Below are 14,502 nucleotides of genomic sequence, written 5' to 3'. Positions count from 1 at the left end.
TTGATTTTAGCGCGATCTGTTTCTGTCGAGCTGGCCGTAGGCGATCGCTTTCCAGATGAGGATCACCGTGAACGAGATCGTCATTCCAATGGGAACGGCCAGTTCGGCGTGGGTTTTGCCGAGCCACCAAGTGGATCCGATAAATACCGGCAATGCGGCGATGTGACTGTAGATGATGGGCCTGTCGCACCCGCGGGCATAGAGAGCATAGTGAGGCACCATACCCACAGCGTTGACGATCGCTGCAACTGCAACCCATGGATACAAATCAAGCGCGTCCAGATAGACTGTCTTGCCCACCCAACCGAGCAGGTAAGGCAACGCCACCCAACTGACACATCCAAAGGCAACAGAAACAGCTAACGTCTGGAAAAACATCTGCCGAACCGTCGTGCCGGCAAGCTCGTACTCGCGCTTGTGGCTATGGCTGATCAATGCTGGGTAGCTGAACGAAAACACCCCCGCATCTAGAAAGACCATCAGCGTTCCTGCGACGCCAAGGAACAACACATAAGCACCCACCGCTTCTATTCCGCCAAGATCCTCCATCCAATATCGATCGGCGGTCTGGATGCCACGCAAGGCGAGAGTTGAAACCAGGAACGCCGCGCTGACCGAGATCCCTTTTCGAACCCAGCGCCAATCGACTGGCCTTGACCAGCCGCCTATCGGAAGTTGCCTGACTCTCCAAACACCCAATGCTGCCGCAGCTAAGCCCGAGCACGCCCAAAGGGCCATGATCACGTCCAGATTCCGGCTTCCTGGAAATCCGATCATCACGACCACGGCCGCGATTGCCCAACTGCCCTGCCGCACGAACAGGGTTACGCTCGCGGCGACCTGATCCGACAACACGATGAGAAGACGCGAGACCTCCTGGTTGAAATGCTCCAGTGCCAGAATTGGAACGAACCACCATAGCAGCGAGGCTGACCAGCCCTCGCCCTTCAAGATCAAGACAACCGGAGGCAGGACAAACACGTAAAGAAGGCCGCACAAAGCCAATTGGCCTTTCAGCATAGCCCCTCGCTGATCGTCAGAGACTTGCAGGATCTCGCGCGAAGCGAAGATATAGAAGTCAAGGCCAACCAAATAGAGGCCGTAGATGACCGTGGCGGTGAAAAGGCCGTAATACCCGACCGATTTCGGATCCACGTACCTGGCCAGGAAAAATACGAACAGAAATCGTGTAAACAGAGTGCCGAACCGCAGACCGATATTCAGCAGGCGGACCGCCCCGGCAACAAAACGCTCATTACCCTGCGCAATGGATGCGGACGCAATCCTCAATGCCCAGCCTCGGCGTGAGCTTGCAATCTCGCTCATTTAACGAGCGCCAAAGCCAGTGAGGACAGTTCTCACTGTACGGAACACAATTAGCAGGTCCAACCACGGCGAAAAGTTCTTGATATAGTAAAAATCGTAGTGAAGTTTCTCTAATACCTCCCCAACTGCCGCAACATGCCCTTGGTTAACCTGCGCCCACCCGGTGATGCCCGGCCGTACGATGTGCCGATACCGATAGAACGGCAATTCGGCTTCGTACCAGCGGGAGAGAACGAGGGCCTCGGGTCGAGGTCCTATCCAGCTCATTTCTCCGCGCAGGATATTGATCATCTGAGGCAGTTCGTCGATCCTCGATTTCCTCAAAAACCTACCCAATCCTGTGATGCGCGCGTCACCGGCCTTTGTAATGGCCTGTTCCTTTTCGTCAGCAACGTGAGCACTTGTTCTCATCGTTCTGAATTTGTAGACCTGATACACCTTTCCTCGATAACCCATCCGTTGCTGTCTAAACAGGGCAGGCCCTGGTGAGTCCAATCTAATGAGGGCGGCCACCAAGAGGAGCGCTGGCGACAGGAGAATCAATACTGCCAGCGCCGCAATCCAATCGAGCGCTTGCTTGACTTTCAAATAGGCTTGATTGGGATTGATCGAGCCGAGGGTGTTCTCGGAAAGATGCTCGATCTCGACGCGGCCTGTGAGGGACTCGCTGATCTGTTTTGTATGATAGACGGGGGTACCAGAAAGCGCACGATCTGCGATATATCGTTCCCATTCGTTTGAAAGATCGGCCCGAAGGTCCGCGACCACACCGCTTGCATGTTCTACGATTTCGTTAGACGAACGAATCCAATGCCAACTCACGCCCGGTATGTTTTCGAGGCGATCGACATTGCCGCCAGGGATGACAGCCAACTGGTATGGATCCAGTCGTCGGGTCGCAACGCTTAACGCAAAGTACCAAAACGTCGACTGAACAAAGCTGGCGGCCACCTGAAACCGGCTGTAGTCGATGCGCAGAAAGAAAATGGTCAGGAACACGAGGCCGTAAGCTAACGCGAAGGTAGGCAAGATGTATCCTGCTGCAGCTACTCCCGGGAAGGTCCCAATCCTCCGGTAGAGCAAATATCCCGTTAGGTGTGCGATGACCACCGCAACAATCGTGATCTGCATGTTGGACGAGTAGATCACCCCAGGATCAACAGAACTGCGGATAAGCGCCGGAATCAGAACTGCAAATGCCAAACCTCCTGCAAGCTGAAATCGCATTTGCAAAAGGAGATGCCTCTGATTTGGCAAATTGATAACGCGAACATTCATGTTCATGTTTGCTATCCGGCTATTTTGGCGCGTCTGCTGTCACGCGGCAATAACGAGACCTTCGAGATCGCCAGGTTGTTGGACCCGAGCCGCTGACGAGCGCTGCTGGCCGACCTTTGGGTCGACAAGTCTTTGGACATCGTGTGGTTTGGACGGAATAGAACAGATTGTTGCGGTCGAGGGCGCCAACGGTGCCGCATTTTGCCCGACAGTGCTATGAGCGGCACAAATGGTTTACTTAGGCGCGGAAATCTCCCCAGTGGCGCGCAAAGTCCCACAACAACTGTGCCAGGTCACGGCTACCGCACTCCCGGGTGCAGCCGGAATTTTTCATGCGTAACAAAGTGGGCGCTCAATCATGCAATAACGCGCTTAGATCACGCAATTGCCACAAGACTGTTGGATTCGAGTTGAATAGGAATTTCGCCGTTCATGATCGCTACTAACACTCTGGCCCGTCCTGTCGAATCAAGTCGGTCAAGGCGACCCATCAGCTCGGCGAAAGGGCCTGATAGAATTCGAACCGAGGATCCCAGCTTGAGACCGCCACTGAAATCAAGCAGACCGTCCTTGCCAGTCAACGCGATGAACCGCTCAACCAAACCGGAAGGAACTGGTGAGGGTCTATCCCCGCGCATGATCAACGAGCGAACACCGATAGTTCCGTTCACTGCGCGCCAGCGCTGCTGTGTAACGTCCAAAGCAACAAACATATACCCTGGGAAATACGCTGCTGTCCGTGTGTAAGTCCGCCGGGCATGACGGATGGTTTTCGCCGCGCGCGGCACGAACGACGTAAATCCCTGCCTTTGAAGATGTTGTTCTGCTATATTTTCTCTGCCAGCAAATACGCCGGCTGCATACCAACGCACACCAACGGGGGTGGCGATGGCGTCCTGCGACGCTCCGTCTCTTCTGACTTCGATTCCCGTGTTAGTCATAGCAGGACTTTCGGTTTACCTTACTCGCCGAGCAAGTGACTCACTTTGCGTTGATATAACTTTGGCGGAAATCTTTTTCCAAGGTGCTCTGTGCGTCAGCACGGTGTACGATACTGATTGACGCCACGTTGTGAATCGCGTGTCACTAATATAACTCCTCGCGGCCCGCTTGGACTTCGACACATCACGTACGTTACTCAGGGTTCGAGCCGTGCGTCTGCACATTGCTTCTTGATTTCATGGGTATGTAAGGTTGTGTTGCCTGGAGTTCCGTTGTGTTCAGGTTGCGGACCCATATGATGCTCGCCTGAGAAAAGCAAGCGGGGAGTTGGACTGTCGCAGTTGGTATAATCGATTAAATATCATGCTCATTGGGCCAGACAGAAGCCGGAATCGCGGCCAATTTCATGCGGTGCAGATGCTTTTGACGTTTCCACAAACCCTTGTCCCTGCATATTTAATTGCCGGCAGTTGTTTGCGTATTGCTGCAGTCCGTGGCCAAATGACGCGGTCTCGTTTTGCTGTTCTTTCGTTAGGCCAGACCGTCGGGGCGAGGCACCTTGATAAACAGCATAGAAGCGTGGCTGGTCGGCAACACGCGCGGTCCTGTCTTGGTGTAATTGGGAACGCGTGTCTCGGTGTCACGCAGCCGTCAACATGACGACTTACTTGTCTCACTCCTGTTGTATGACGGCATTTGTCGGCAGCTACTGGCAGCCTTATTACTGTTGCGTTTTACGCCAGTGCTGAACAGTCGGTTTTATCGCTTTGCTAATATGCTTGGCTGATGATGGACGTTATCCGTATATTGCTTTCGGTGTTGTTGTAACGTAGTTCATCGTTCTGTATTGATGCGGGGAGAACTGTCGACATGTGCGGTATCGTTGGAATTGTTGGGCAATCGCAGGTCGCGCCGCTCATTGTCGATGCCCTGAAGCGGCTGGAATATCGCGGCTACGACTCTGCCGGCGTCGCCACCATCGAGGAGGGCGAACTCGGACGCCGCCGCGCCGAAGGCAAGCTCGTCAACCTCGAACGCCGACTGCAGGACGAGCCGCTCGACGGCACGATCGGCATCGGCCACACGCGCTGGGCCACCCATGGCGTGCCCAACGAGACCAACGCCCACCCGCATTTTTCCAACGGCGTCGCCATCGTCCACAACGGCATCATCGAGAATTTCGCCGAGTTGCGCGACGAACTCACCCGCGACGGCTACAGCTTCGCCTCACAGACCGACACCGAGGTGGTCGCTCATCTGGTGGCGCGCGAGCTCGCCACGGGGCTGAAGCCGGTCGAGGCCGCGCATGCGGCGCTGAAGCGGCTTTCGGGAGCCTTCGCGCTGGCGATCATGTTCAAGGGCGACGAAGACCTGATCGTCGGCGCCCGCAACGGTCCGCCTCTGGCTGTCGGCCATGGCGAGGGCGAGATGTTCCTGGGCTCGGACGCCATCGCGCTCGCGCCCTTCACCAACGCGATCACCTATCTCGAGGACGGCGACTGGGCGGTGGTGCGCCGCAACAGCGTCGCCATCTACGACATCGACGGCAACAAGGTCGACCGCAAGCGCCAGCAGTCGCTGTCGACCAGCTTCATGGTCGACAAGGGCAATCGCCGGCACTTCATGGAAAAGGAAATCCATGAGCAGCCGGAGGTGATCTCGCACACGCTGGCGCACTACGTCGATTTCGTCTCCGGCGTGTCGAAGCCGCTGGAGCTGCCCTTCGATTTCGCCAAGATCGGCCGACTGGCGCTCTCGGCTTGCGGCACGGCCTATCTGGCCGGGCTGATCTCGAAATACTGGTTCGAGCGCTATGCGCGGCTGCCGGTCGATATCGATGTGGCCTCCGAATTCCGCTACCGCGAGATGCCGCTGTCGGCCAACGACGCGGCCTTCTTCATCTCGCAATCGGGCGAGACCGCCGACACGCTGGCCTCGCTGCGCTACTGCCGTCAGGCTGGCATGAAGATCGGCGCTGTCGTCAATGTGCGGGAATCGACCATGGCGCGCGAATCCGACGTCGTGCTGCCGACGCTCGCCGGGCCGGAAATAGGCGTCGCCTCGACCAAGGCTTTTACTTGCCAGCTGTCCGTCTTGGCGGCGCTTGCGGTGCGCGCGGGCGTGGCTCGCGGCGCGATCTCGCCCGATCAGGAAAAGCAGCTGGTGCGCGAGCTTTCGGAAGCGCCGCGCTTCGCCACCCAGGTACTGGAGCTCGCAGAGCAGATCGAAGGCATCGCGCGCGAGCTGTCGCGCCACAAGGACGTGCTCTATCTCGGCCGCGACACCAATTTCCCGCTGGCCATGGAAGGCGCACTGAAGCTCAAGGAGATCTCCTACATCCACGCCGAAGGCTATGCCGGCGGCGAGCTGAAACACGGGCCGATCGCGTTGATCCATGAGGACATGCCGGTGATCGTGATCGCGCCCTATGACCGCATCTTCGAGAAGACGGTGTCGAACATGCAGGAAGTGGCGGCGCGCGGCGGCAAGATCATCCTCATCACCGACGCCAAAGGCGCTACGCAGGCAGGCATCAAGACCATGGAGACGATCATCCTGCCCGAGGTGCCGGAGATCATTGCGCCCATCATCTACGCGCTGCCGATCCAGATGCTCGCCTATTTTACCGCTGCGGCCATGGGCACCGACGTCGACCAGCCGCGCAATCTGGCAAAATCGGTGACCGTGGAGTAGGGAGACCTATCGCAAAAGCGGAAACTTTCTTGTCGCGAACCCATTGCTACATCGCAATTTTTTTGATTTCCGGCCGGAAACTACGTTGGATGTTTTTGGGATGGTTACGGAGACCTGTAGGAGATCGGAAACTAACTTATTCCGTGCGGGAAGCGGCTAAGCCTCTGCGTAACAAAATTGAGGTGCATAGGCCGTAAGTTGAAACCTCCAAACTTCGGCTGAAGCGCTTGGAGGGCGCGGCTGAGACATGTCACCAGTCACCCGTGCCCATGCCGATGTTGATGCGGAAGAACCAGGGGTGGAGCCTTGGCGGAAAAGGCTTGGGCCCCAACTGTTCCAGATAAGGCGCTTCAATGGCCGAAACGGCCGTGCCGTCGCGATCCTTGTCGACGAAAAAGCTGGCCCCGCGTTCTATCCGAACGTGTTTGTGACGGCTGCCTTCGTGAAGGCGAATCGATCTCCCGAGACGTGCGTGAAGGCTTTGGCCAGCATCGCTATGGCCAGATGCTGGGCAAAGTCGAGAGGAGCGGATCTAGATCTCCAGCTAAGGACCGGAGATTTGCTCAGCATCGAAGAGGTCGAATCGCTGGCGGACTACCTGTTGCTCTCGGCAAGGGTTCAGGCAGAACAGATTACTCCCGTCAAAGACCATGGGGCCGGTACGCAAATCCTCAGGCCATTCGGATCTCGTCCGCAGCAGGCAATGGCTGCCGACAGCCGATTGGCGAACCCGAAGGAAGCAGCCGTTCGGATCCACTACGTCGCCGAGTACTTCGATTGGCACCTCAAGCTTCGCTTGGGATCGCTCGAAAGGCTAAAGCGGGAAAGCGCGGATCTCCGGACGCTCGGCGAGCAGCTGCTGTCCAGGTTGCGCCAGCGCGGGCGCGGCTTCAACATATCGACATCCGACGACGAAACCCTCGAAGGCATCCCGGCGGAGATGGTGGACAAGATCACGGCGGCGCTTGCGCCGGGGTCTCCTGATAACCCATTCGAGCCTGGGTTCGTCCAGGACCGGAACCACCTTCTGTGGCTGCTCTACGCAAGCAGCGGTGCGCGCCGTGCCGAAATCCAGTCGGTCCTGGTTCGAGATGTCGTTTACGCGAACCGGACCGTGTTCGTCAGACGATCAAAGACACAACCGCGGGACGTGTTCATCGGCAAAGAGGGTGCCGAGGCATTCGATTCTTTTGTCGAAACGCATTGGTCCCGGTTGCCGAAAGCGGCCCGGAAGCATGGCCAACTCTTCACGGACAAACAGGGTAGGCTGCTGTCGCTCAGGCAGGTGAACCGGATCTTCGAGCGGATCCGAGCGATGTTGCCGGATGCTCCCGACTACCTGACGCCTCACACGATGAGGCGGACTTGGAACGACCGCTTCAGCGAATTGGTCGACCAACAGCCCCCGGACAAGAGAATGGATCCTGAGCAGGAGATCCGCATCAGGAACAAGCTTCAGGGGTGGTCACCGCAGTCGGAGATGGGAGCGCAGTATGCCCGTCGCCATATCCGAAAGCGGGCCGATGACCTCGCAGAGAGGCTGGCCAATAACATTATAGAGCGAGGATCAGGTGAGCACGGCAGAGCCGAAGAAGAGAATTAAGGACGACGCCAAAGACGTCGCGCTACTTGATGGTCGAGTTGAGGCGATCTTACTGACGGGAGTGACGTGTATAAGTAGCGATCAAGCGAGGCATCGCTATGATTTTGGCTGGAACGACCCGAGCCTGACGTGCTGTCGTTCTGCTACCGCGATCTTGCACGGCATGTTCTCCACGCACTCGCTCTCCTACGTCCAGGCGTGTACCCGATATGTCGGGGCCGCCATTGCTGAGGGAAGGAGAGCCGGCCGCCCAATGGAGATGCTGGGGCTTGTTGATATTGCTGAGTGGCCTGCAAGGCACGGGTTGGCGACTTGGCCCTTTTTGCGGGCCGTACTGTCGCGATGGACTGAATCCGGTTTGCCAGGTCTTGAACCGGAACTTATCGCCTTCTTGACTGGCCCGGAGGCTTTTGAGGAGCGATACGAGGGGCAGTACTTCGCCCTTGTAGCAAACGATCCCGAGCGTGGCGCCTTAACTGAACAGGAACTGCGAAGCGTCAGAGACGGTGTGAATCGAGCCTTCGAAGAAGGCGGGATTGACCTCTCCGAATGGGCGCTAGTCTGGTTCCTAATCGCTACCGGAGTGCGCCCCGTTCAGATTGCCCGCATGAGACGTGGCGACGTGATCGTGACGTCAGGGCCAGAGGGGAATGAGATCACGCTTGCAATCCCACTAGCAAAAGGCGAACAGCAGGTCGGCACGGCACGATGGAAAAGGAAGTGCCCGTCTGTCCTTGCCGACGTGTTGCTACGCTACCTGTGGGGGCCGGGAGACCAAAGCCATCCTGACGCTTGCCTCTTCTTCAAGCGATCGGATGAGATCCAGAACCGAATCCAATCAATCTTCCGCCGCGTGAAGACTTGGTCAGATCGGCTGGGTGGACCCGTTCCAATCTTTCCCTATCGCTTCCGGTATACGCTGGGCACCAGAGCTATCGCGCTCGGAGCGACAGACCACGAGGCGGCTCGTCTCCTGACCCATCGGTCGACAAGTTGCGTTCACTACTACCGTGCGGCGCTCCCGACGCTTCAGAAGCCCATTGCTGACGCGATCGGACCCGAAATGGGGTTCATCGCCAGCGTCTTCCAAGGCCGACCGATCGACACCCTCGAAGAGGCGACCCGGAAAGGGCAGCCTGGGGCGGTGATCAGGGACTTCGCCCACCTCGTCGGGCAAAAGCTCGGCGCTTGCGGCACGATGGCGAAGTGCCATCAGGACGCGCCTCGGGCTTGCCTGACTTGCCACAAGTTCGAACCCCTACGCGGAGCGCCTTGGGAGCAGTTCCTCCAGGTTCTGGAGGAGGACCTCGAGAGCGAGACGGAGGATCGGATCAGGCTGATCACGGAAGAGCAGATCGATGCCGTCCGCGCCATCATCATCGAACGTGACGCGCACGCGAGGGCCGCCCAGTGAGCGGCGTCGTTGTCCCCTTCGTCGGCCGCCCGGAAAAGACGGCCCGCGAGAACCTCGCGGGCTTCATCGAGCATGCCCGCGCTCTGCCGTTCTTCTCCGGCGAGAATGCCTTGCCGTGGGACGCTCTGACGTGGGACCTCCGGGAGCGATCGAAGTCGAGGGGCAACCGCAGTCTCGTACTCCACTTCGTCGACTTCGATTCGGCGGGCCGGGGAGCCGGAAAGACGGGGGCCGTGGCGATCGGGAAACCGTTCCTGGAGACGGCGAAAGCCTTGGTCGCCAACGCAATCCTCTCCGGGCAGGTCAGTCGGCCCTACCGATGGTTGTTGGCTCTGCGAGCCGTCGACAAGGCGTTCCGAGAGATTGGCGACGAAGCCGACCTGGTCGCGTTGACGCCGGCCGTCCTCGACAAGGCTGTGTCGTTGATCCGGGCGGAGCACGACGACAAAAACGGCTTGGCAAGTTCCCTTGAGCAAATCGCCGGGTTCGCGGCCGCGAAGCACCTGACCTCCGTGCATCTCGCCTGGAAGAGCTCGGCCCCGACCGTCCGAGATCAGCGCCGTAGCATCCAGGTGCGGGAAGACGGCTCGTCGAACGTCATCGAGAAGCTGCCGCACCTCAAGTGCGTGCTGGACCTCGCGAGCGTCTTCTTGGGCGCGGAGACCGGGGCGGACGCGGTGACGACGGCGTGGTTCGCGCTGGCGATGTTCGCGCCCAGCCGTGTCTCCGAGATCCTTGCGCTGCCGGTCGGGTGCGAAACCGAAATGGGCGGAGTGTACGGGATATCCTGGCGGCCCTCGAAGGGCGGCGAGCCGCTGACGAAGTTCGCGACCACCCTGGAGTGGGCCGACGTCGCGAGGACCGCGATCCGCCGTCTCAAAGCGATAGGCGAGCCCGCAAGACGGGCGGCCGCCTGGTACGCCCGCAATCCCGGCAAGCTCTACCTGCCGCCGGGGTACGAGCATCTGCGCGACCAGCCGCTCACGCAGCCAGAGGTCTACGCCATCCTCGGTGTGCAGGGAGAGTTCAACAACTACGCCCTCAGCCGGATCATCGAGCCGACCGAGCACTGCACGACGGATCCGGCTCGTACGGGCGGGAGAGGTTGGACGAGGCTCTACGACTTCGGATCGTTGCAGACCTATGTCGTTGAGCACCTTCCCCTCGGCTTTCCTTACGCCGACAGGAAGTTCGACCTTATGGCGGAGGACGCGCTCTTCTGCGGCCCCAGACACACGATGCGCGGCAACGTGGCAGTCCAGGCGAACGTGCCGGACCTGATCGATCCGGGCCGCATCTACAAGGATCTGAACCACCCGAGCTCCACCGTCTTTCGTCCGGCACGGCCTGCTCAACCCGGAAACCGGACAGCCGTGGACGCTGACCAGCCATCAGCCGCGGCACCTGCTGAATACGCTGGCACAGTCCAAGCATCTGTCGCAGGCGCTGATCGCGTTTTGGTCCGGGCGGAAACGGGTCGACCAGAACAGCTGGTACGACCACATCCCGCACGAGGTCTTCATCGAGCTCTATGCGGCGATGGGCGGCGACGCACCCCGGGCGGTGAAGGCGACGGGTCCTTTGGCCGACAAGGTCGCGGCCCGCGCCGGCAAGGAGATGATCTCCGGCGAGGACGCGCTCCGCCTCGAGGTGGGGTCGGTCATATCCACCCGGTACGGCCTCTGCCGGCACAACTACTCGCTCACACCGTGCCCCAAAGACAAGAACTGCATCGGCTGCGGCGAGAACTCCTTCATCAAGGGAGACGAGAGGCACCTCTCCGAGATCCGCGTGCAGCTGGCCGTCAGTGAGCGGGCCGTTGCCAACTGCATTGCGGCGATCGAGGAGGACGAGCCGGGCGTCGACCCGTGGCTCGAAAAGCACCGGGAGGCGGCCTCGCGCTGGGCATTGGCGCTCCGTCTTATGACGGACCCCGCCGTCGAAGACGGCGTCCTGATAACGCTGCCGCCGCCCAAGGTGTCCCAGACGAAGACCGGCCTGGCGGCCGCCATCCGGTCGGCCGAGCTCCCGTCGGCCGGCGGGGCGGACGACTTGGCGGCGTTCATGCGGATTACCAGGGAGGGGTGATGTCGAAGCGGCTGTCGGACCAAGACATCGAGAAGGCGGTGCGGCTGCTCGACGCCTGGACGGGCAAGCTGACCTGGGAAAGGTACTTGGCCGTCCTCGCGACGGAACTGGGCCAGACCTACACCAAGGCAGGGCTGCGCAAGCAGCCGAGGATCCTCAACGCGTGGGAGATGACCCGAAAGCGGCTGGACGACAGCGTCGAGGCGGCCGGAGCGCGCAGCAACGGCGACGCGGCCATCGTCCACGCTAGGGAGACGATCACGCGATTGCGGAACGAGAACGAGCGGCTCCGGCAGGAGAACCAGGACCTGTTGGAGCGCTTCCTGCGCTGGTCCTACAACGCCGTGACCGAGCGGGGGATGACGCCCGAGCAGCTCGACCGCGAGATCGTCGTACCCCGCAGGCCGGCCGAGAGGCGCGCCAAGTGACCCGGGGCGTCCAGCAGGGCGAGGAGAACGTCCGGCGGCTCAGGGCCTACCTCAAAGGGCTCGAGACGGCGCAGCGCTGTCTCCCATCACGTGACGGCCGGCCGAACCTCTCGGCCATCGCCGACGCCTGCGGCTTCGACAGGGGCGTGTTCTACGCCAACCAGACCGCCAAGCTGTTGCTGGACGAAGCTTACCGCAATCTGGGGTTGGAAGAGGCAACGGTCGCTGCCCCGACCGCCTTTGACCAGGCAAGGCTCCGGGAGGAAACGAAGGCCAGGGCCGACGTGAGGTCGAAGGCGCTGGAGGAAGAGGTGCTCCGTCTGCGAGCGGAGAACGCCAAGCTGCGCGAGGAGAACGAGCGCTTCAGGGCGCTGAGGAGACTCCTCGCCGACACCGGGCGGATCCCGTGACGACCGCCGTCACGCTCCAGGTCACGTCCTTCCACGACGGTCCGTGGGGCGGCGGCGTGCTCCTTGGGCTCGGCACCGACGGCGGCCGCGAAACGCTTCGCGCCAGGATCCCGGGCCGGGTGCTGCCCCGTCGTCCCGTGCCCGGCGAGCTCTGGCGGGTGACCGGCAGCCTCGGCGCATACCCGGTTCGTGACCCGAGGACCGGGTCGGTCGAAGAGGTCGAGCACATCGATGCCGCCTGGGCGGCCCCGGCGATGCCCCGGGGAGCCGCCATCCGGCGTTGGATCGCACGCAACCCGGCCATCCCCGGGGTGGGGGAGGGCTATGCCGAACGCCTCTGGGAGGCCTTCGGAGGGCGGCTGTACGACCTGATCCGCACCCGGGACGTGGAAGCGCTCGCGGAGGTGCTCGACCGCGCCAAGGCGGCCGCGATCGTCGACGCCTTCGGTCTGCTGCTCGACGAAGTGACGGCCCTCCAGGAGCTCGACGAACTCGGCATCGAGGGCGCGACGGCGAACGCGGCCGTACGCCTTTTTGGGGCGGACGCGGCAAGGCGCTTCCGCGACAACCCCTACGCCATGACTTTGGCCGAGCCCTGGCGGAAGGTCGATGCCGCCGCGCTCGCGAGCGGCTTGGACCCTGCCGATCGTCGCCGCATGCTGGCGGCCGTCGATGTCGCCGCGGCACAGGCCTTCCGGACGACAGAAGGCAGCTTCGGCGGACATACGGTCGTGACGCGTGACGCACTGCTCCGTCGGGTACGCCCAATGCTTGCGCCCCTTCCTGCCCGGACGGCAGCCGACGCGCTGGAGGCGGCGATTACCGCCGGCGTTCTCCGCGAAGTCTCGAAGGAGCGCTACCAGGCCCGCGGTCCGGACCTGATGGAGCGGGAACTCGAGAAGGCGATCGCGGGGCGCCTCGCCCGATCGAAGCCCGACGTGCCAGTCGCGACCCTCTTGGCCGCCATCGCGGAAGTGGAAGCAGAGACGGGCGTTCGGTTCGAAGCGGAGCAGCGCGAGGCCGTGTTCGCGGCGCTCACGTCCGCCGTGTGCGTGATCGACGGCGGCGCGGGGACGGGCAAGAGCACGATCGTGAGGGCCGTCCTCCACGCCCATGCCAAGCTCGGCCGAGGCGACGTGGTCCAGGTGGCACTGAGCGGCCGCGCCGCGAAAAGGCTGTCGGAAGCGACCGGCCGGCCAGCGATGACCGTGTACCGGCTTCAGAAGGACCTGGAGCTCGGGAAGCGCTCCATGCGGTCGGGACTGGTCGTCGTCGACGAGTTCTCGATGGTCGGCACCCCGGACCTCTGGCAGCTGCTCACGGCCCTGCCCATCGACGTCGACGTTATCTTCGTGGGCGATCCGGCGCAGCTTCCGCCGATCCGGGCCGGAAACCCCGCGCAGGCGATGTGCGCCAGTCCGGCCGTGCCGAGGGTGACCCTGGCGAGGATCCACCGCCAGGCGGCCGCGACCGGCATTCCCGAGATCGCGGATGCGATCAGGCGCGGCGCTCTGCCGGAGCTTCCGCCCTTCGACGCCCGCCATGCGGATCGACCCGGCGTGTTCCTTGCGTCGTGCCTGGAGGACGCAGTTCCCCAGACGGTCATGGATGTTCTTGCCGCCGTCGCCGGGCTTCACGCCCCGGGAGGAGATCCCGTCTCGAAGCTGCATTCGACCGACGTGCAGGTCCTGGCGATGGCCCGACGTGGCCCTGCCGGTGCCATCGGCCTGAGCGACGCCATCGAAAGCCGCTGGCTGTCGGCCCAGGCCGCAGTGCACGACTGGGGACTGCGGATCGGGTCGAAAATCCTTTGGGTGCGGAACTCCTACGATCGGCCGACGGGAACGAGGGATGCCGCCGGCCAGGAGCAGGCGATCGACCTCATGAACGGTGCTCTCGGAGTGGTCCGGCGGGCGACGGAAGCGGGGGCCGAGGTCACCTTCGACAACGGGCTGACGGCCGAGATCTTCGCGCCGGACCTCGCCGACCTGGTGCGCGGCTGGGCGATCACCGTCCACAAGGCCCAGGGCTCGGCGTTCCGGACGGTCGTGATCCCCGTGGTGCGCAGTCGCCTCCTGGACCGCGCGATGCTCTACACGGCGGTCACCAGGGCCCGCGAGCGGGTCGTGCTCGTGAGCGATCCGTTGCTGTGCCGCGAGGCTGCCGAGCGCCCGCCTCATTCGGCGCTGCGGCTGCAGGCGCTCGACTTCGACGCGGCTCGACCTGACTGACAGCCCTTTGTTCGACCTGCCAGAGGCGGGTCGATGTGTTGGGACGCCCTTCGTCCCGACACCTCCTCATGGGCACGGCGCACAGCGC

11 protein-coding genes are annotated in these 14,502 nt (G+C 61.6%); 8 read left to right on the top strand and 3 right to left on the bottom strand.

The window, feature by feature from the left end; translation table 11 throughout:
• Positions 1 to 6: 6 nt before the first annotated feature.
• The 3 genes from EN818_RS21755 to EN818_RS21745 form a co-directional block, all read right to left on the bottom strand.
• The gene (locus tag EN818_RS21755; protein ID WP_135905243.1) at positions 7 to 1,326 is read right to left on the bottom strand and encodes a hypothetical protein; all 1,320 of its coding nucleotides are present in this window, start codon (positions 1,324 to 1,326) and stop codon (positions 7 to 9) included.
• Positions 1,327 to 2,610, bottom strand: a complete 1,284-nt coding sequence (locus tag EN818_RS21750; RefSeq protein ID WP_245487574.1) for a sugar transferase — start codon at positions 2,608 to 2,610, stop codon at positions 1,327 to 1,329.
• 371 nt (positions 2,611 to 2,981) lie between these two features.
• Positions 2,982 to 3,545, bottom strand: a complete 564-nt coding sequence (locus tag EN818_RS21745) for a transcription termination/antitermination NusG family protein (RefSeq protein ID WP_127420296.1) — start codon at positions 3,543 to 3,545, stop codon at positions 2,982 to 2,984.
• Positions 3,546 to 4,416: 871 nt separating this feature from the next.
• On the opposite strand from EN818_RS21745, the gene glmS reads away from it, so the two are divergent.
• The 8 genes from glmS (at position 4,417) to EN818_RS21710 (ending at position 14,414) form a co-directional block, all read left to right on the top strand.
• Positions 4,417 to 6,240, top strand: coding sequence for a glutamine--fructose-6-phosphate transaminase (isomerizing) (gene glmS, locus EN818_RS21740; protein ID WP_135905241.1), 1,824 nt, complete (start codon positions 4,417 to 4,419; stop codon positions 6,238 to 6,240).
• A gap of 247 nt (positions 6,241 to 6,487) precedes the next feature.
• A complete protein-coding gene (locus EN818_RS21735; RefSeq protein WP_135905239.1) occupies positions 6,488 to 7,843 on the top strand; it encodes a site-specific integrase in 1,356 nt (451 codons plus the stop codon).
• Positions 7,812 to 9,257, top strand: a complete 1,446-nt coding sequence (locus EN818_RS21730) for a site-specific integrase (protein ID WP_135905237.1) — start codon at positions 7,812 to 7,814, stop codon at positions 9,255 to 9,257. Before EN818_RS21735 ends, EN818_RS21730 begins: the two co-directional genes overlap by 32 nt.
• Positions 9,254 to 11,068 (top strand): hypothetical protein, encoded by a 1,815-nt coding sequence (locus EN818_RS21725; protein WP_135905235.1) that lies wholly within the window; start codon positions 9,254 to 9,256, stop codon positions 11,066 to 11,068. Before EN818_RS21730 ends, EN818_RS21725 begins: the two co-directional genes overlap by 4 nt.
• On the top strand, positions 11,049 to 11,345 hold the full coding sequence (locus EN818_RS32775; RefSeq protein ID WP_189523822.1) for a hypothetical protein: 297 nt from the start codon (positions 11,049 to 11,051) through the stop codon (positions 11,343 to 11,345). The genes EN818_RS21725 and EN818_RS32775 overlap by 20 nt, the downstream gene beginning before the upstream one ends.
• Positions 11,345 to 11,773: a hypothetical protein gene (locus EN818_RS21720; RefSeq protein ID WP_135905233.1), complete on the top strand. Its 429-nt coding sequence runs from the start codon at positions 11,345 to 11,347 to the stop codon at positions 11,771 to 11,773. The genes EN818_RS32775 and EN818_RS21720 overlap by 1 nt, the downstream gene beginning before the upstream one ends.
• Entirely contained in the window at positions 11,770 to 12,183 is a 414-nt protein-coding gene (locus EN818_RS21715; RefSeq protein ID WP_135905230.1) for a DUF6262 family protein, read from the top strand. Before EN818_RS21720 ends, EN818_RS21715 begins: the two co-directional genes overlap by 4 nt.
• A complete protein-coding gene (locus tag EN818_RS21710) occupies positions 12,180 to 14,414 on the top strand; it encodes an AAA family ATPase (RefSeq protein ID WP_135905228.1) in 2,235 nt (744 codons plus the stop codon). Before EN818_RS21715 ends, EN818_RS21710 begins: the two co-directional genes overlap by 4 nt.
• Positions 14,415 to 14,502: the final 88 nt, after the last annotated feature.

It is taken from the genome of Mesorhizobium sp. M3A.F.Ca.ET.175.01.1.1 (assembly GCF_004791945.1).
Classification (GTDB): Bacteria; Pseudomonadota; Alphaproteobacteria; order Rhizobiales; family Rhizobiaceae; genus Mesorhizobium.
Note: the sequence above shows the minus strand (reverse complement) of the source record. Positions and strands in the feature narration are given on the sequence as shown.